Raw genomic sequence first — 16,517 nt, 5'->3', positions numbered from 1 at the left:
AGCATAGGTCTTGAATTGCCACCTTGTACATTCGTGATTTAAGACTTTATCTTTACTGGAAGAGATTTAGGTTAATAGAAATATTAATAATAAAACTTAAAACATCATCATTGCTTACTTTTTACTAAAAGACTAATTACCAAAAGACTAAGGCAAATTTGAAATTTATGAGTGACAGTAAGCTAGGGCTATTGCGATAAAAATAAGGAGCGCAAAGATGTCTGTTCAATTTTTACTGCCCATTTTACTTCCCATGGCGGGTTCTGCCATTGTCTTGGCATTAGCAGGATGTGCGTTACCCTCAAAGTCCCCCATCATAGACAGCTACGGGCCGCAGCCTCATCTGCCTGAACCCAAATCAAGATTGTTGCCGATCGTTAATATCGCACCTGCCAAAGGCTGGCCTGCAGGGACGATGCCAATCCCTGCTGCCGCTTTAAAAGTACAGGCATTTGCAAAAGAACTTCAGCATCCGCGCTGGCTGCATGTGCTGCCGAATGGTGATGTGCTGGTGGCCGAAACCGATGCTCCGGCTAAGCCTGATGACAGTAAGGGCATTAAAGGCAAAATCATGAAGCTGGTGATGAGGCGTGCAGGGTCGTCATATCCGAGTGCCAACCGTATTAGCTTACTGCGTGATAGTAATGGTGATGGCGTAGCTGACCAGAAAACCGTGTTTCTACAAAATCTCAATTCTCCGTTTGGCATGGCACTGGTCGGCAATATGCTGTACGTCGCCAATACCGATTCGCTTATGCGCTTTCCTTACCCAGAAGGTGCGACTCAAATTACAGCAAATGGTACTAAAGTACTGGATTTACCGGGCGGCACCTTAAACCACCATTGGACCAAAAATGTCATTGCCAATCCTGCGGGCAGCAAACTATATATTACTGTCGGTTCAAACAGTAATGCGGCCGAAAATGGACTAGACAAGGAAGTGGGCCGCGCATTGATTATGGAATTTGATATCGCCAGTGCTAAAGCGCGACCCTTTGCGACCGGGTTACGTAACCCGAATGGTATGGACTGGCAGCCGCAGAGTGGCGTGTTATGGACGGTGGTGAATGAGCGTGATGAAATTGGCAATGACTTGGTGCCCGATTACCTGACTTCAGTGAAAGATGGTGCTTTTTATGGCTGGCCCTATAGTTATTATGGCCAACATGTCGATACGCGGGTGAAACCACAAAACTCTGAGCGAGTAGCGCGCGCGATTAAACCTGATTATGCACTCGGCAACCATACAGCATCCTTAGGCCTGGCCTTTTATAAGGCTGAACTCATGCCACAATACCGCAGTGGTGCCTTGATTGGTCAGCATGGCTCATGGAACCGTAAACCGCATAGTGGCTATAAAGTCATCTATGTGCCGTTTCAAAATGGCCAGCCTTCAGGCCCGCCACAAGATGTATTGACCGGTTTTTTAAGTGAGCAAGGGGATGCCTTAGGTCGGCCTGTGGGTGTAGCTGTTGATTCATCAGGTGCCATTTTGGTCGCCGATGATGTCGGCAATATGATTTGGCGCGTATCACCTATTGCAGAAAAAGCCGCAAATTCATCATCGGTTAAATAGTAAGAAATGGATTTTTAATAGCTCAATCTTTGATCTGCGTTTAGGCTCAGGCAGTATTTTATTGCTTGGGCCGAGTCGTGTTAAACACTTAATCTGCTAGATGTTTTTTGACACGTCATTCGAGCTAAAAGCTGTTATGAAAAGCTAAAAAGGTCATTAAAGCTCAATTTTCTTAAAAGAATGCTTATGATAACTGTATAGAGAATTGTTTATTAAGGCTAAAATTTTATAAAATTCACTATTTATATAAATGATTTAAATATACATATAAGAAAACTTGATTATTTAGTTTTTTCGTATATAATGAACTCAACTAGAAAAAAGTCTTGTTTCGGTAAATCTTCTTTAAGTATCGCAGTTTTAGTCATAATCCTTCGTTTTTTTCAGATTTTAAGTTCCATTCTTTATTATTTTCCAAGTTACAATCAGTCAATAAAATGGCTAAAAATTATTAAAAATCAGTAGGATTTATTATGTCAAACTCAAATGTTGTTAAAGGTACTGTAAAGTGGTTCAACGAAACTAAAGGTTTTGGTTTTATCCAACAAGAATCAGGTCCAGATGTTTTTGCTCATTTTAGCGAAATCGCAAGCTCAGGCTTCAAAACCTTACTTGAAGGTCAACAAGTAGAATTCAGCGTTACACAAGGTCAAAAAGGCCCAAATGCTGTGAATATTGTTGCTGTATAAGTAACCACAGATATTAAAAAAAGCACTCATGAGTGCTTTTTTTATTTTTAAACAAAGAAAAAAACAATATTATTTTAAAACTATTCTTAAAGAGAAAATATGCAAAAAAAATAGGTCTAACTGCTTAATTATTAACACTTATGACAATTACTTTAGGTTTACAAGGCTATAAAGATGAAAAGAGAAGAAAGAATGAGGAAATCAAATATATAGTAGAAGAGGCCAAAAGAAAGAATCAAGAAATAAAGAAATTAATGCAAGAGGCTAAAAAAAATTATTAAGCAAAAACGGAAAAAATTAATAGTCCTATTTTATAAAATCTTCATTCTAGAAATTACAGTTCATCCTCTATAAATTATTCGATTTTTTCTTTTTATTATCATCAATATCTTTTGTTTTACTTCTTTAGAAAAGCTCAATCTGGTTAATTTGAGCTTTTTACTGATTTGCCATGTTCCATGTCAGATATTCAATTATTGTTTGATTAAAAAATTAAAGGGAAAATGTATTTATCTTCCCAAAATCATTTCCAGCACAAACTTGGAACCAATAAAACCAATCGCCAGTAGCATAAAACCAATCAAGGTAAAACGAATGGCTTTCTGACCACGCCAACCAAATTTGTAATGACCAATCAGCAGCGATCCATAAACAAACCATGAAATAATGCTAAACGCGGTTTTATGGGCCAAGTGTTGGGCGAAGAAGTCCTCAATGGTGAAGAAACCAAAGCCGAGTGCTAAAGTCAGTAAGACAAAACCGGTAATGATCAAGTCGAACAGCAAAGATTCCATGGCTTGGAATGAAGGCAGTAAATTAACCCAGATCCTTTTTTGCTTGTTCTTTAATTCACGATTTTGGAACCACAGAATCACGGCTTGTATGGTTGCCATCAGCAGAACCGCATAGGCCGATAAAGACAAAATAATATGAATGTCCAAGCCTAAGGAGTGTGGTTCAATTACCTGATTCTGTTTGCTTAAGGCAAAACCTAAAATTAAGCCGGTCGCAGCAACAGGAATGCCCAGTAAATTGAGTGCCAAAATGGGGCGGTAAGTACTAAAGATTAAACTCAGCAATAACATCAGACCAGATGTAAATGACAGTATGAGAAATACGTCATAATTCACACCTAAGGGTGTCATCATATCGTTATATAAAACACCCGCATGTAGCAATAACCCTAAACCGAGTACAAGCCCTATAAACCAATGGTTCGGATCACGCTTTGACATTAAGTGAATAAACAAATACCAGAAAGATGTGGTATAAGAAATTAATGCTAAGATCGTGTAAACCAAGGGGGGACTGATCATGTCAAACCTTTTTCAGGATGTTGAATATTCATTTATATAAATTCTACGTGAACTACAGTATCCTATAGCATCTTATGCATAAATTTTCTATTTTAAGAAAGATTTTTTTGCAACTGGCAATTTTAAGCGGATTTTGCAATGTTTGATACCTTAACAGAACGACTCACGCAGAGTTTAAGAAATGTTACTGGCTCAGGGCAGCTAACCGAAGACAATATTAAAGATACGTTACGTGAAGTGCGTATGGCGCTTCTTGAGGCCGATGTTGCGTTACCTGTAACTCGTGAATTCATCGCGAAAGTTAAGGAAGAAGCATTGGGCCAGGAAGTGATGACTCAGTTATCCCCTGGACAGGCTTTTGTCAAAATCGTTCATGACGAATTGACCAAAATGATGGGCGAGGCCAATGAAAGCCTCGACCTCGCTGCAAAACCACCTGTTGTTGTCCTGCTGGCAGGTCTACAAGGTGCGGGTAAAACAACAACTGCAGCGAAACTTGCACGCTTCTTACAAGAACGTCAAAAGAAAAAAGTCGCGATGGTATCTGCTGACGTATACCGTCCAGCAGCGATCAAACAGCTACAAACGGTTGCAGGCGAAGTAGGTGCGATTTTCTTAGAATCTCACGCAGATGAACGCCCAATTGATATTGCAAAACGTGCAATTGAACAGGCAAAAATCCAGTTTGCCGATGTGCTGATTGTCGATACGGCAGGTCGTTTGCATGTCGATGATGACATGATGGACGAAATTAAAGCGCTTCACGCAGCAATTAACCCAACTGAAACCTTGTTCGTAGTCGATGCTATGACCGGTCAGGATGCGGCGAATACTGCAAAAGCCTTTAATGATGCGCTCCCTTTAACCGGTGTGATCCTGACCAAAACTGATGGTGATGCACGCGGTGGTGCGGCACTTTCTGTTCGTGCCATTACCGGCAAGCCAATCAAATTCTTGGGGATGGGTGAAAAACTCGATGCGCTGGAGCCATTCCATCCTGAGCGTATTGCACAACGTATCTTGGGTATGGGTGACGTACTGTCGCTGGTCGAAGAACTTGAACGCAAGGTCGACAAAGAAAAAGCCGAAAAAATGGCGAAAAAATTGCAAAAAGGCGGTAGCTTCAACTTTGAAGATATGCTGATGCAATTTGAACAAATGAACAAAATGGGCGGCATGATGGGCTTCCTGGATAAGTTGCCTGGCATGAGCAATTCAGGTATTCAAGATGCGATTGCGCAAGCGAACCCTGAAAAGCAAGTGAAAAAAATGGAAGCGATTATCCAGTCGATGACCATTAAAGAACGCCGTAACCCAGACCTGATGAACCCGAGCCGTAAAAAACGTATCGCAGCGGGTTGTGGTATGGAAGTTGTTGAAGTCAATAAACTGATTAAACAACATGCGCAAATGGCGAAAATGATGAAGAAATTTGCCAATCCATCAGGCATGGCAAAAATGATGAAATCACTTAGCGGTATGCAAAATAAATTCGGCGGTGGCGGCGGTATGGGACCATTGTTCGGTGGAAACGACAAGAAGTAAAATTATACTTATCATCGTAAAAAAGGCGCTTGATGCGCCTTTTTTGTTTTTGAAATTTAAAAATAACTTTTTGAAGTTATAAGGTAAATAAAATTAAAATATGGAAGACAAAAAAGTTATACCTATGATTATGAAATAAGATAAATTTGAAACCATAATAAAATTGTCAATAACAAGAAGAAAAGATATGTCAGTATTACAAAAACAAAAGAAAGTTTATATCGTGCATGGGGATCAGGAATCACCGAATGATCATTGGTTTCCATGGCTTGGTCAACAGGTTCAACATTCAGGCCATTTTGCAAAACGTCTGATATTGCCCGATCCAAACGCGCCTAATTTTCAAATATGGCAACAAGCATTACAGAAGCAAATGCCGACATTAGACCCAGAAAGCATTATTGTCGCGCATAGTTTAGGCTGTCTGGCGAGCTTGCATTTTTTAACTCAGGCACTCAACCAGACCCAAATTAAAGGGCTGATTCTGGTGGCCGGTTTTAAGGATAAATTAACCGCATTGCCTGAATTGGATGGTTTTATTCGTCAGGCAAAACTAGACATGGCCATTTTGCAAAAACAGATTGCAACACGATTTCTACTGTTTTCCTGTAATGATCCTTATGTTTCACCGCCTAAATCGGTCTTGCTCGGGCATTTTATTAATGCACAGATGCAAGAGGTAAATCAAGCGGGACATTTTATGCGAAGTGACGGTTTTGATGAATTTAAACAGGTTTGGGATGTTCTGAAGCCGTTGCTACATCATTGATGGACTTCGCATTTATTTTGAATCTTTAAGTGAATGAGCGATTGAGTTTTAGTGGGTACTTCGGAAGTTGGTATTTTTATAAAAAGACCAACAATTACATGACTCAATTCAGATTAGGCTAGATACGCACTAGAACAGCTTAAGAAGAGGGAAGAATAATGGCTCAAGTGAACGTGATCCATGGGTATACCGCCAGCCCCGAAGAAAACTGGTATCCCTGGATTCAGCAGACTGCAGACCAGCAGCATTATAGTTTGAAAGTATTGCGTTTGGATCCTTCACCGCGTCCGGAACTGTCGGTGTGGGAATCACAAATGGATGAGCAGATAGAAGGACTGGATGAAAACAGCATTATGATTGCGCATAGTTTGGGAACTATCGCGGCATTACATTATTTGTCCAAACATTTAGCCCATCAGCGTATTAAACAATTGGTTCTGGTTGCCGGTTTTAATGGACGTCTGGGACGATTAGAAGAAGTCTATCCTTTTATCGATGCAGCCCAAATTGATTTTGAATTGCTAAAACGTCAGATTGAACACCGTGTGGTGATCTATTCGGAAGGTGATGATCACGTCCTGCCAAAATTCAGTATTGAACAGGCGCAAAGTCTGGATGCCGAGCTCATTTCTGCCCAGTGCCAGGGACACTTTATCGATTCTGAAGGGTGTACGGAACTGCCTGAAGTTTGGCAGACCATACAACCTTATCTCATTCGTCAAGATTAGGCGGTGACACTTCATCTATATTTGCGACGACACATATTTTTAAGCGGATATGAAGCACGGAAAATTTTGCCAGGCCCTAGGCTTCGGCCAAGGAATAAATATAATTCCGCAGACCTTTGAGCAGTAGGTCTGGCTCAATTTGAGGCTGGTATTGGGTCAGATATTTGGCAAATAATGGAGCATCGCCGCCAGTCAGAATCAGCTGGCTTGGGTATTTATCCAGTACCTTTTCAATGGTACTCACCAGGCTTAACAAAATACCATGATGCACGGCATCCATAGTATTGCGGCCTGGAGTAAGCTCGTTGAATGTGGCATCGGGAATTTTAATGCCCTTGGTATTCTGAATTAGAGAATCCCGCTGTAAATACAGATTCGGCAGGATATAACCGCCTAAATGTTGCATGCCATCGGTGAGATCAATGGTCAAGGCGGTTCCGCAACTAATCACACAATATTTTTGCTTCGGATCATGGACCACGGCTAGCATTTGTAACCAACGGTCAATCCCGAACTTGCTGGTATCTTCATAGGCGCAGCGTAAACCTGCATATTCGGCATGTACTTTGGCAAAGCTCACCGGCACATCTAAAAACTTGAGAATCTTCTGGATGCGTTCATTATTCTTTTTGTCCTGAACTGAAGACACCCCAACTTGCTGCAGACCTAAACATTTAAAATGCTGAATTAAGCCCAGCAGCAGTTCTGCCGGGGATTGCAAATGCAGTTCTGCAGCCTGTTCAATAATCTGGTCATTTTCAGTAATCCAGTATTTGAGTCGGGTATTGCCAATATCTAGCCATAAATTCTTCATTGCATTTCTCTAAAGAGCGCTTTCCAAGCGACGTAAGCGCCCTTGATAAAACTGTTTTAAGCCTTCGCTGGTTTCAATATTGACCGCACCATCATCCTGAATCCCTAAAAAGATACCTGAACATTGCCCCGAATGATGCTCAAATTCAACCGCCTGATTTTTAAAAGCAGCATAGTGATTAAAACGCGCAGCCAAGTTACAGCAATGATGATCAAACCATTCGCTGGCCTGTTGAATTGCCATATATAACTCTGCAACCAGCTGAATACGGGAAATATTGGCCAAGCCCAATTCACTCAGTGATGTTGCATGCTGGTCAATCTGTTCTTTCGGCACGGGTTCAAGATTGATTCCTACACCAACAATCACCTGATGCGGAGAAAGTGGTTCAACCAGAATTCCGCCCCATTTGCCCTGAGTACTATAAAGGTCATTCGGCCATTTTACTTGCAGATCCAGCTTCTTTAGACTTGGCATTTGCAAAATATTTAATGCAATTTCAAGGGCAAGCCGACCATCAATGGGTGTTCGCGTATTCAGCAATGTGCTTAAATAGATGTTCCCTTTAGGTGAGACCCATTGGCGTTGACGCTGTCCACGACCTTGAGTTTGCCTCAAACTACAGACTAAAACGCTCTGAATACCTTTGAGTGCAATTTCCCGCACATCATCATTGGTTGAAGTCGTGACGGGTTTCAGTATTAAAACTTCCGGGAGCTGATGAGCTTCGTCGAGGATTTTTTGCAGTTGTCGAGTCTCGAAATCCATTTAAATCTAAGCAACAGTGGAATGTGAATAATGGAGTTAATCATATATTTATTGATTGGTGCAATGGCTGGTTTTGCCGCTGGACTATTCGGTGTCGGTGGCGGCCTGATTATTGTGCCCATTTTATATATTGTGTTCACGCAGCTGCATTATGATCCTTCAGTGATTATGCATTTGGCCGTTGGTACATCGTTGGCGACCATTATTGTGACCTCAATCAGCTCTGTTTCAGCGCACCATAAACGCGGTGCAGTAATGTGGGATGTATTTCGTAATTTGGCACCGGGTCTGGCTCTTGGCTCATTTTTAGGTGCTGGTATTGCTGACTATATGTCAGGTCAGGGCTTACAGTTGCTGATTGGTTTTTTTGCGGTGTGGGTTGCATACGGCATGTTTACCGGTGCAAGCAAACCCGTTGATCCTAAGCATGATTTGCCTTCTAAAGAAATGCAGCTGCTGGCAGGTGGAGGCATCGGGATTGCATCGGCTATTTTCGGCATCGGTGGGGGCAGTTTGACGGTACCGTATTTGATTCGTCATGGTGTAGTCATTCAAAAAGCGGTCGCAACCTCAGCTGCAGGCGGATTACCCATTGCGGTGGCCGGAGCATTGGGCTTTATGTGGTTTGGCTCGAATACCCAAGCAGAAGTGCCGCATAGTATTGGCTATGTACATATTTATGCCTTTATTGGCATTAGTGTGATGAGCTTTATCACTGCAAAATTCGGGGCAAAAGTGGCGCATAAACTATCGCCTGCCATGTTGAAAAGATGCTTTGCCTGCCTGTTAAGTGTTGTCGGTTTATATTTTATTTATCAAGGATTTTCGACTTATTTTTAATTTTAAATAACAGATAAAAATAGAATGAAAAGGTGTGCTACAGTTCAATTGTTCACACCTTTTTTATATTGGCTTTAAAGACTCAAAAATTGTCTGACAATGTCATATGTTTTACTGATAAAACCAAGTAAAAATAACAAAGTTAATCCAAACGTGTGAAATTTTTTCGATTGCATCTTATAAAAACAAGATAGGACGAGTATGCAAGAACAGGAAAAGGACAGTTTGTCCGAACAAATTGCAAAGCATATTAGTGAGCAAATTATTCGTGGCGAATTGGTTGAAGGTGAACGCATTCAAGAGTTGCGAATCTCGGCTGAACTCGATGTCAGTCGTGGCTCTGTGCGTGAAGCATTATTGCTGTTGCAACGCACGCACCTGATTGAAATTTACCCACGCCGTGGTGCGGTTGTTTCAGAAATGTCTGCGCAACAAGTCCGCGCCTTATTTGATATGAGCGCGTTACTCTTGGGACAGATTGTGCATCGTGTGGCGGAAACCTGGCGTACCCATGAAGCGGAAAGAATTCAGGCATTATTGCATCAATTGCATGAAGAGACGCGTCAGGGACATACTGAAAAATTTTACGATTTAATCTTTCAAGGTATGGCGCGCCAGCACGAAATGGTGGCTAATCCTTATTTGATGAAGTTCTATCAAGAGCTGTTACCCTCAATGCGCCGCAGCTATTTTTTAACCTTAAATATCTCTCGTCGCGAGCTAGAGGAATCATTTGAACTGTTTAAGTTAGTGACTGATGCAGTTTTGATCCGAAAATCACAACAAGCTACTTTATTTATGGACGATTTTTGTCGACACTTGCGCAACCTTGTGTTGGAATCTCTAACACGGATGAAACAAATCGAACTTGCATGGGCAAGACGTTCACGACGTTGATCAGGACATTATGCGTTTAAGCAGCTTAAAACTTTCCGGCTTTAAATCTTTTGCCGATAGTACGACTTTACATTTCAAGGCGAATCGTACCGCTGTCGTTGGGCCAAACGGTTGTGGTAAATCTAACGTGATTGATGCCATCCGTTGGGTGATGGGGGAATCCAGTGCGCGCCAGCTGCGTGGTGGCAGCATGCAGGATGTCATTTTTACCGGTACGGCCAAACGTAAACCTGTCGGTGTAGCCAGTGTTGAACTGCGTTTTGACAATACCTATGGCAAGCTCGGTGGGGCTTATAATGCCTACAATGAATTGGCCGTGCGTCGTCAGGTCAACCGTGATGGCAAGTCTGAATACTTTCTAAATGGCACTAAATGCCGTCGTCGTGATATCACCGACATCTTTTTAGGTACAGGATTGGGGCCACGTTCATACGCGATTATTGAACAGGGCATGATCAACCGTCTGGTCGATGCCAAACCTGAAGAAATGCGGGTGTTTATTGAGGAGGCTGCGGGCGTTTCGCGTTATCAGGCACGTCGCCGCGAAACCTTATTGCATCTTGATCACACCACACAGAATTTATCCCGACTTGAAGATATTGCCTCTGAACTTAAGTCACAGCTGAAAACCCTGAAACGTCAGTCTGAAACGGCTGTGCAATATAAAGAACTGGAAACCCAGATTCGCACCATCAAAGTTGAAGTATTGTCTTTTCAATGCGAGCAAAGCAGCCGCTTGCAGCAAGAATATAGCCTTCAGATGAATGAACTCGGTGATACTTTTAAGCTGGTTCGTTCAGAATTAAGTACCTTGGAACATGATTTAACCTCGACCAGTGAACTGTTTCAACGCCTGATTCAGCAGTCCACTCCACTGCAAAATGAATGGCAACAAGCCGAGAAAAAACTGTCTGAATTGAAAATGACATTGGAACAGAAACAGTCCTTGTTTCAGCAAAATACCTCGACTCTAACTCAGCTCGAACAACAAAAAATTCAAACCAAAGAACGGCTGCAATTGATTGAACTGCAAATTGAAACTTTGCAATCTCAATATGAACAGCAGACTGAACAATTACAACAGCAAGAAAGTCAGAATCAAGACCAGACTCAAACTTTTAGCGATTTAAAAGCACAACAGCAGCAAGTGCAGCAACAGTTTGAATTGGTCAAAGCACAGGTTGAGAAACAGCAGCAGCAAAAAATGCAGATGCTGGCGCAAAGTGAGCAGTTAGCCAAAAATATTGCCCGGATCGAACAGCAAAAACAAACCCTGCAACAGCAAACGGCTCAGATCCAAAATCAGGATCAGCAAGATGATATTGAACAGCTGGAAAGTGAAAAAGTTCAGCTTGGCCAGCAGATTGAACAATTAGAACACGCGATTCAAACCCAGAAGCAGGCATTGGAATTGGATCAGGCTCAGTATGCGCAGCAGAAAAATGATGCCGTAACCTTGAAGTCTGCGATTCAGGTGTTGCAATCGGAACAGAAAAACCTGAATCAGTTGCTGATCAAGAACAGTCCCAAAGTTCAGAATGATGCCGTGCAGTTGATGCAGGTACTCAAGCTAAAAGATCAGGCCAAAGCGCATGCCAACTTAATTGAAAAATTTTTGGCAAAATGGCTTTCTGCACAAGTATTAGATGCAAATGCTGATTTTGCTGAAAGTATGGCCCGTCAGCTGAAAACCCATGCTTCGCAAGATCAGATTCAGCTCGCCGGTTTGCCTTGTTTGGCGGATTGGATTGAGTCACCACAGCATTCCATTTGGCAGCAGGTTGCAGTTGCGGACAATCTGAATCAGGCCTTGTCTTTACAATCAGAGTTAGCTATCGGTCAGTCGATTTTAAGTCTGGATGGCTATCATGTTGCTGCGGATTGGGTGATTGGTTTATTTTATGATGAAGCCAGTCAAGCCGGGCAAGGGAGCTTAAGTCATCGTATCCGTCTAGATGAAATTGAAACTGTCTTGACACAGCAGTTAGCTCAGCTTGAAGCCGCGGAACAACAATTGCCAACAATGCTACAACAGATTCAAACCCTGCAAAAAAACATTCAAGATCAGCAAGAGGCTTTAAAGCAACAACAAAAGTCTTTGCAACAGCTCGATGTGAATATTGCCAAAGTACAAAGTACGGCTCAGGCCTTTTTAGTGCAAAAGCAGCAATTGCACAACCAGTTACAGCAACTGGATGCGCAGCTTGAAGAAGATGCGATGCAAAAAGATGATCTGGAAATTGATTTGCATGCCTTGAATCTGAAACTTGAGCAGGCTTTACCGAATTATAAAACCTTGCAATTCCAAGTTGAGGAATTGACCGAACAGCTTGAAAATACCCAGCACAGCTGGCAGCAAGCGCAACAAGAGTTAGAATTGCTACGGCGTCAAAGCACGCAAACCCAGCAGCAGGTAGAATTGCTGGAAAAAGATGCTTCATTCTCAAAAGCACAATATCAGCAGATTATTGCGCAAATGGAACAGGCGAAAAAGTTTGTCGATCCTGTCCAGCTGGAATTGCCAGCGCTGGAATCACAATTCAGTGAACAGTCGCAAGTCACAGAGAAGTTGCAAAAGACCTGGAATGAATGGCAAGTTGAGCTGAATAATATTCAGGAAAAACAGCAGAATTTGACCGAACAACGTCATCAGCATCAGCAGCAAGATGAGAAATTGCGTGGTCAACTGGAAGAAAAACGTCTGGCTTGGCAAGTGGCCAAATCAGACTTTCAGCATTATTCAGAACAACTCAATGCCTTGAATAGTGAAGTGATTAGCGGTTTAAATATTGATGTCATTGCCCATCAGCAACAACTGGAAAAAGCCCAGCAGCGCTTTGAAAAATTGGGCGCGGTCAATTTGGCGGCTTCCGAAGAATACCAAGAAGTCTCTAAACGCTTTGAAGAACTCAGCCATCAAATTGAAGACCTGGAAAAAACGGTTGATCAATTACAAGCGGCCATGAAAAGTATTGATCAGGAAACCCGCAAATTGTTTATGACCACCTTCGATCAGGTCAATCTTGAGCTGCAAGATTTGTTTCCTAAGGTATTTAATGGCGGGGAAGCGAGTTTAAGTCTTGAAGATGACTGGCAATCGGGTGTAAAACTAATGGCTCGACCGCCAGGCAAGCGCAACAGCTCTTTGGCCTTGTTGTCTGGTGGCGAAAAAGCATTAACAGCATTGGCATTGGTGTTTGCAATCTTCCGTTTAAATCCGGCACCGTTCTGTGTTCTGGATGAGGTTGATGCCCCTTTGGATGATGCAAACGTGGGTCGGTTTTGTAATTTGGTCAAAGAACTATCTGAACAAGTTCAATTCATTTACATTACCCATAATAAAGTTGCAATGACGATGGCAACCGATTTGTTAGGTGTTACCATGCCAGAACCTGGTACATCAAAATTAGTCACTGTCGATTTGGAACAGGCAAAAGAATACGGTTTAGTCGCGGAGTCATAATATGGAAATCACCACCGTCGTTGGTATTGTTATCGCCGTTATCATTATGTTATTCGGCTTAAGAATACTGTTCAAAAAACCTGCTGATGCAGCACCATCATTAGAATCAGAACTTCATGTAGACACAGATAGCCAGCAGCCCGTGATTCCTCGCCATGTCCGTGATCAATTACAGAGTGCCAATGAGCCATCAAGTTTAGAACGTGTTGAACCTACGTTGGCAGAACCGGCTGCTGAGCTGGTTCAAGATGCAAAAAAAGCACAAGCAAAATCTGAAAATAATGAAGTTAAAGCGCCAGTAGCCGCTAGCGCAGAAACAGCGAATCAAGTTGAATCAAAAACAGATCCTGCACAAGAACAAGCGATTGAGGCTGAACCAGCTGAAGCAAAAAATTCAGAAGAACAGAGCGTAAATGCCAATGTCGAAAAAGCTGAAATTTCAGAGTTTGAAGATGAAAGCAGTATTCTGGATGAACACTTACATGAACAGCAGCGCGTTGATGAAGAAAGTGCCTTGTCCACTGCAGTTGAGTTTATTGCATTAAATGTTTACCCGGAACGCCGTGTACTTTCAGGTGAAAAAACTTTAAAAGTATTGCTTAAGTATGGTTTACGTTTTGGTGAAATGGCCTGTTTCCATCGTTACAGCCCAGACGACAGTAAATTGCTGTTTTCGGTTTTACAAATTACCGATGAAGGCGCTGCCGGTTTTGACCTTGAAACCTTGTCGACTGAACAGGTGAAAGGTTTGGCATTCTTCCTGGCCTTGCCACATAGTGATGTGCAAAATGCCTTTGACACCATGGACAGTCTTTCACGTCTGATTGCGCGTGAAATTGATGGCACCGTCTATGATCAGAACAATCAGGAATTCACACCTCAGCTACGTGAGCAATGGCGTCATCATGCGATCGACTATCGTGCAGGACAAACTGCTGAAGTTTAGTTTGAAACTGACGGACTCGATTTCTATAATAGCGAGCAGATAAAATATTTTTTAAGGGCGGAAATCAACCGCCCTTTTTTATGGTGAGTGTATGACCCAAGATTTAACTATCAAAGCGCAAATGCGTCAATTGATTCAAATTTTAGCCAAGCATAATCACGCCTATTATGTGATGGATCAACCAAGTATTGAAGATAGTGAATATGATCAACTCTTTCATCAGCTCAAGGCTTTAGAAGAGCAATATCCAGAATATGTACAAGCCGATACTCCAACTAAAAAGGTCGGCGGCAAAGCACTGACTAAATTTGCAAGCGTGACTCATAAGGTGCCGATGCTGTCATTGGGGAATGTGTTTAACCAAGAAGACCTGTTTGCCTTTGCGCGCCGTGTAGAAGAGCGTTTACCGAACCAGAAAATTCAATACGATGTTGAATTAAAGTTCGACGGTCTGGCCATTTCGCTATGGTATGAAAATGGGGTGCTGGTTCGTGGAGTGACACGAGGGGATGGCGAAACGGGCGAAGATATTACCCATAATGTCAAAACCATTCGTAACTTACCCAAAGTGCTTTCATCTGCTCAAGGTCCAGTTCCAACACTATTGGAAGTGCGTGGTGAAGTTCTCATGCCGAAAGCAGGCTTTGAAAAACTCAATGCTGAGAATGAAGCCAAAGGTGAAAAAACCTTTGCCAATCCGCGAAATGCAGCTGCAGGTAGTCTACGTCAGCTTGATCCAGCGATTGCAGCATCACGACCTTTAGCATTTTATGCTTATGGCATTGCACAGTGCGAACCAGATCATGGTCAAACCACCATGTCGGGCAGTCTGAAATGGCTTACTCAATTTGGTTTTGCGGTGGGTGAATGTCATTTTGTGTGTGACAGCATTCAGCAAGTGCAGCAGTGCTATGAAGAAATCAATGCGAAACGCGCGAATTTGAGCGTTGAAATTGATGGTATGGTCATTAAAGTCGACAGCTTAAAACAGCAAAAACAATTGGGTTTCCTGAGCCGTGAACCGCGTTGGGCAACGGCCTATAAATTCCCCGCAGTTGCCGCTTTAACCACAGTTGAAAATATTGACTGGCAAGTGGGCCGTACCGGTACTTTAACACCGGTTGCGCGCTTGAATCCTGTTGCGGTGGGCGGGGTAACAGTATCCAATGTCACCTTGCATAATATTGGAGAAATCCACCGTTTAGATGTGCGCATTGGCGATACGGTTAGCGTATATCGTAGTGGAGACGTGATTCCCAAAGTGGAAAAAGTCTGGCCGGAATTCCGTCCAGATGATGCAGTCGAAATTCATCTTCCTGAAAAATGTCCAGTCTGTGATTCGCCTGTAGTGATGCCAGAAGGTGAAGCATTGGCGCGCTGTTCAGGTGAACTGTATTGTGCTGCACAGCGAATCGAGACCATCCGTCACTTTGTTTCGCGTAAGGCCATGGATATTGAAGGTTTGGGTGAGCGTTGGGTGGAATCTTTATTACACCTCGACTTGCTTAAAAATGTCGCCGATATTTATTGCTTGCATGAGCACCGTGAACAGTTGCTGACAATTGAAAAAATGGGAGAGAAGTCGGTACAGAACCTGCTCGAAGCCATTGAAAATAGCAAGAAAACCACCCTGGCTTCATTTATTTATGCCTTGGGTATCCGCGGTGTCGGGGAAACCACGGCTCGTATGCTGGCCAACACGTTCCAGACTTTTGAAGCATTACAACATGCAGATCTTGAAGCGCTGAAGAAAACGCCGGATGTGGGTGACATTACCGCTGAATGGATTATCGATTTCTTTCAGGCACCGCATAATCTGGAAGTACTCAATCGTTTGCTTGAAGCCGGAATTCATTGGGATGCACCGATTGCACCCATACGTCAGCCTCTTAATGGTGAGAGCTGGGTGGTCACTGGAACCTTAAGCAGTATGGGGCGTGATGAAGCGACACATTTACTGCAAGCCTTGGGCGCACGCGTTAGCGGTAGCGTGTCGAGTAAAACCAAATGTGTGGTTGCCGGGGAAAAAGCAGGTTCTAAACTTGAAAAAGCTGAAAAGCTGGGCGTAAAAGTCATGAATGAAACTGATTTTTTAAGCTTCATGGCTGAATACGGACAAGTACAAGCTTAGTACGCACTTAAAGTTTCAATCAGTGCAGTCAAAAA

The 16,517-nt window shown here is 42.6% G+C and carries 14 protein-coding genes; 11 read left to right on the top strand and 3 right to left on the bottom strand.

Going from position 1 to position 16,517, the window contains the following annotated elements; all coding sequences use genetic code 11:
• The first annotated feature begins 253 nt into the window (after positions 1 to 253).
• The 3 genes from E0H81_RS04550 (at position 254) to E0H81_RS15895 (ending at position 2,546) form a co-directional block, all read left to right on the top strand.
• Positions 254 to 1,576 (top strand): PQQ-dependent sugar dehydrogenase, encoded by a 1,323-nt coding sequence (locus E0H81_RS04550; protein ID WP_244926501.1) that lies wholly within the window; start codon positions 254 to 256, stop codon positions 1,574 to 1,576.
• Between the two features lie 473 nt (positions 1,577 to 2,049).
• Positions 2,050 to 2,265: a cold-shock protein gene (locus tag E0H81_RS04545; protein ID WP_131316881.1), complete on the top strand. Its 216-nt coding sequence runs from the start codon at positions 2,050 to 2,052 to the stop codon at positions 2,263 to 2,265.
• Between the two features lie 140 nt (positions 2,266 to 2,405).
• Positions 2,406 to 2,546: a hypothetical protein gene (locus E0H81_RS15895; RefSeq protein WP_165492588.1), complete on the top strand. Its 141-nt coding sequence runs from the start codon at positions 2,406 to 2,408 to the stop codon at positions 2,544 to 2,546.
• A gap of 228 nt (positions 2,547 to 2,774) precedes the next feature.
• Here E0H81_RS15895 and E0H81_RS04540 read toward each other — a convergent pair whose 3' ends face one another.
• On the bottom strand, positions 2,775 to 3,581 hold the full coding sequence (locus E0H81_RS04540; protein WP_131316879.1) for a cytochrome C assembly family protein: 807 nt from the start codon (positions 3,579 to 3,581) through the stop codon (positions 2,775 to 2,777).
• 138 nt (positions 3,582 to 3,719) lie between these two features.
• Here E0H81_RS04540 and ffh point away from each other — a divergent pair, with 138 nt between their 5' ends.
• The 3 genes from ffh (at position 3,720) to E0H81_RS04525 (ending at position 6,623) form a co-directional block, all read left to right on the top strand.
• Positions 3,720 to 5,126, top strand: coding sequence for a signal recognition particle protein (gene ffh / locus E0H81_RS04535; RefSeq protein ID WP_131316877.1), 1,407 nt, complete (start codon positions 3,720 to 3,722; stop codon positions 5,124 to 5,126).
• Between the two features lie 187 nt (positions 5,127 to 5,313).
• On the top strand, positions 5,314 to 5,895 hold the full coding sequence (locus tag E0H81_RS04530; RefSeq protein ID WP_131316875.1) for an RBBP9/YdeN family alpha/beta hydrolase: 582 nt from the start codon (positions 5,314 to 5,316) through the stop codon (positions 5,893 to 5,895).
• Between the two features lie 158 nt (positions 5,896 to 6,053).
• Entirely contained in the window at positions 6,054 to 6,623 is a 570-nt protein-coding gene (locus E0H81_RS04525; protein WP_131316873.1) for an RBBP9/YdeN family alpha/beta hydrolase, read from the top strand.
• A 76-nt stretch (positions 6,624 to 6,699) separates the two neighbouring features.
• On the opposite strand, the gene E0H81_RS04520 is transcribed toward E0H81_RS04525, so the two are convergent.
• Together E0H81_RS04520 and E0H81_RS04515 are read right to left on the bottom strand one after the other, a co-directional pair.
• Positions 6,700 to 7,437, bottom strand: a complete 738-nt coding sequence (locus tag E0H81_RS04520) for a type III pantothenate kinase (RefSeq protein ID WP_131316871.1) — start codon at positions 7,435 to 7,437, stop codon at positions 6,700 to 6,702.
• 9 nt (positions 7,438 to 7,446) lie between these two features.
• Positions 7,447 to 8,205 (bottom strand): biotin--[acetyl-CoA-carboxylase] ligase, encoded by a 759-nt coding sequence (locus E0H81_RS04515; RefSeq protein ID WP_131316869.1) that lies wholly within the window; start codon positions 8,203 to 8,205, stop codon positions 7,447 to 7,449.
• A 30-nt stretch (positions 8,206 to 8,235) separates the two neighbouring features.
• Between E0H81_RS04515 and E0H81_RS04510 the strand changes: the two genes are divergently transcribed.
• The 5 genes from E0H81_RS04510 to ligA all read left to right on the top strand — a co-directional run bounded on the left by E0H81_RS04510 (position 8,236) and on the right by ligA (position 16,482).
• On the top strand, positions 8,236 to 9,045 hold the full coding sequence (locus E0H81_RS04510) for a sulfite exporter TauE/SafE family protein (RefSeq protein ID WP_131316867.1): 810 nt from the start codon (positions 8,236 to 8,238) through the stop codon (positions 9,043 to 9,045).
• Positions 9,046 to 9,246: 201 nt separating this feature from the next.
• Complete coding sequence (locus E0H81_RS04505; RefSeq protein WP_131316865.1) at positions 9,247 to 9,942, top strand: GntR family transcriptional regulator; 696 nt, start codon at positions 9,247 to 9,249, stop codon at positions 9,940 to 9,942.
• 10 nt (positions 9,943 to 9,952) lie between these two features.
• Complete coding sequence (gene smc, locus E0H81_RS04500) at positions 9,953 to 13,405, top strand: chromosome segregation protein SMC (protein ID WP_131316951.1); 3,453 nt, start codon at positions 9,953 to 9,955, stop codon at positions 13,403 to 13,405.
• 1 nt (position 13,406) lies between these two features.
• Positions 13,407 to 14,351, top strand: coding sequence for a cell division protein ZipA C-terminal FtsZ-binding domain-containing protein (locus tag E0H81_RS04495; RefSeq protein ID WP_131316863.1), 945 nt, complete (start codon positions 13,407 to 13,409; stop codon positions 14,349 to 14,351).
• Positions 14,352 to 14,442: 91 nt separating this feature from the next.
• On the top strand, positions 14,443 to 16,482 hold the full coding sequence (gene ligA, locus E0H81_RS04490) for an NAD-dependent DNA ligase LigA (RefSeq protein WP_131316861.1): 2,040 nt from the start codon (positions 14,443 to 14,445) through the stop codon (positions 16,480 to 16,482).
• The last annotated feature ends 35 nt before the right edge of the window (positions 16,483 to 16,517 follow it).

Origin of the sequence: Acinetobacter terrestris (assembly GCF_004331155.1) — a bacterium.
Taxonomy (GTDB): domain Bacteria; phylum Pseudomonadota; class Gammaproteobacteria; order Pseudomonadales; family Moraxellaceae; genus Acinetobacter; species Acinetobacter terrestris.
The sequence above is the reverse complement of the archived record's forward strand: the minus strand, read 5'-3'. Positions and strand labels throughout refer to the sequence as shown.

Coding starts and splice junctions, on each gene's coding strand:
- E0H81_RS04550 (WP_244926501.1), top strand. CDS start 254: ATGGCGGGTTCTGCCATTGTCTTGGCATTAGCAGGATGTGCGTTACCC.
- E0H81_RS04545 (WP_131316881.1), top strand. CDS start 2,050: ATGTCAAACTCAAATGTTGTTAAAGGTACTGTAAAGTGGTTCAACGAA.
- E0H81_RS15895 (WP_165492588.1), top strand. CDS start 2,406: ATGACAATTACTTTAGGTTTACAAGGCTATAAAGATGAAAAGAGAAGA.
- E0H81_RS04540 (WP_131316879.1), bottom strand. CDS start 3,581: ATGATCAGTCCCCCCTTGGTTTACACGATCTTAGCATTAATTTCTTAT.
- ffh (WP_131316877.1), top strand. CDS start 3,720: ATGTTTGATACCTTAACAGAACGACTCACGCAGAGTTTAAGAAATGTT.
- E0H81_RS04530 (WP_131316875.1), top strand. CDS start 5,314: ATGTCAGTATTACAAAAACAAAAGAAAGTTTATATCGTGCATGGGGAT.
- E0H81_RS04525 (WP_131316873.1), top strand. CDS start 6,054: ATGGCTCAAGTGAACGTGATCCATGGGTATACCGCCAGCCCCGAAGAA.
- E0H81_RS04520 (WP_131316871.1), bottom strand. CDS start 7,437: ATGAAGAATTTATGGCTAGATATTGGCAATACCCGACTCAAATACTGG.
- E0H81_RS04515 (WP_131316869.1), bottom strand. CDS start 8,205: ATGGATTTCGAGACTCGACAACTGCAAAAAATCCTCGACGAAGCTCAT.
- E0H81_RS04510 (WP_131316867.1), top strand. CDS start 8,236: ATGGAGTTAATCATATATTTATTGATTGGTGCAATGGCTGGTTTTGCC.
- E0H81_RS04505 (WP_131316865.1), top strand. CDS start 9,247: ATGCAAGAACAGGAAAAGGACAGTTTGTCCGAACAAATTGCAAAGCAT.
- smc (WP_131316951.1), top strand. CDS start 9,953: ATGCGTTTAAGCAGCTTAAAACTTTCCGGCTTTAAATCTTTTGCCGAT.
- E0H81_RS04495 (WP_131316863.1), top strand. CDS start 13,407: ATGGAAATCACCACCGTCGTTGGTATTGTTATCGCCGTTATCATTATG.
- ligA (WP_131316861.1), top strand. CDS start 14,443: ATGACCCAAGATTTAACTATCAAAGCGCAAATGCGTCAATTGATTCAA.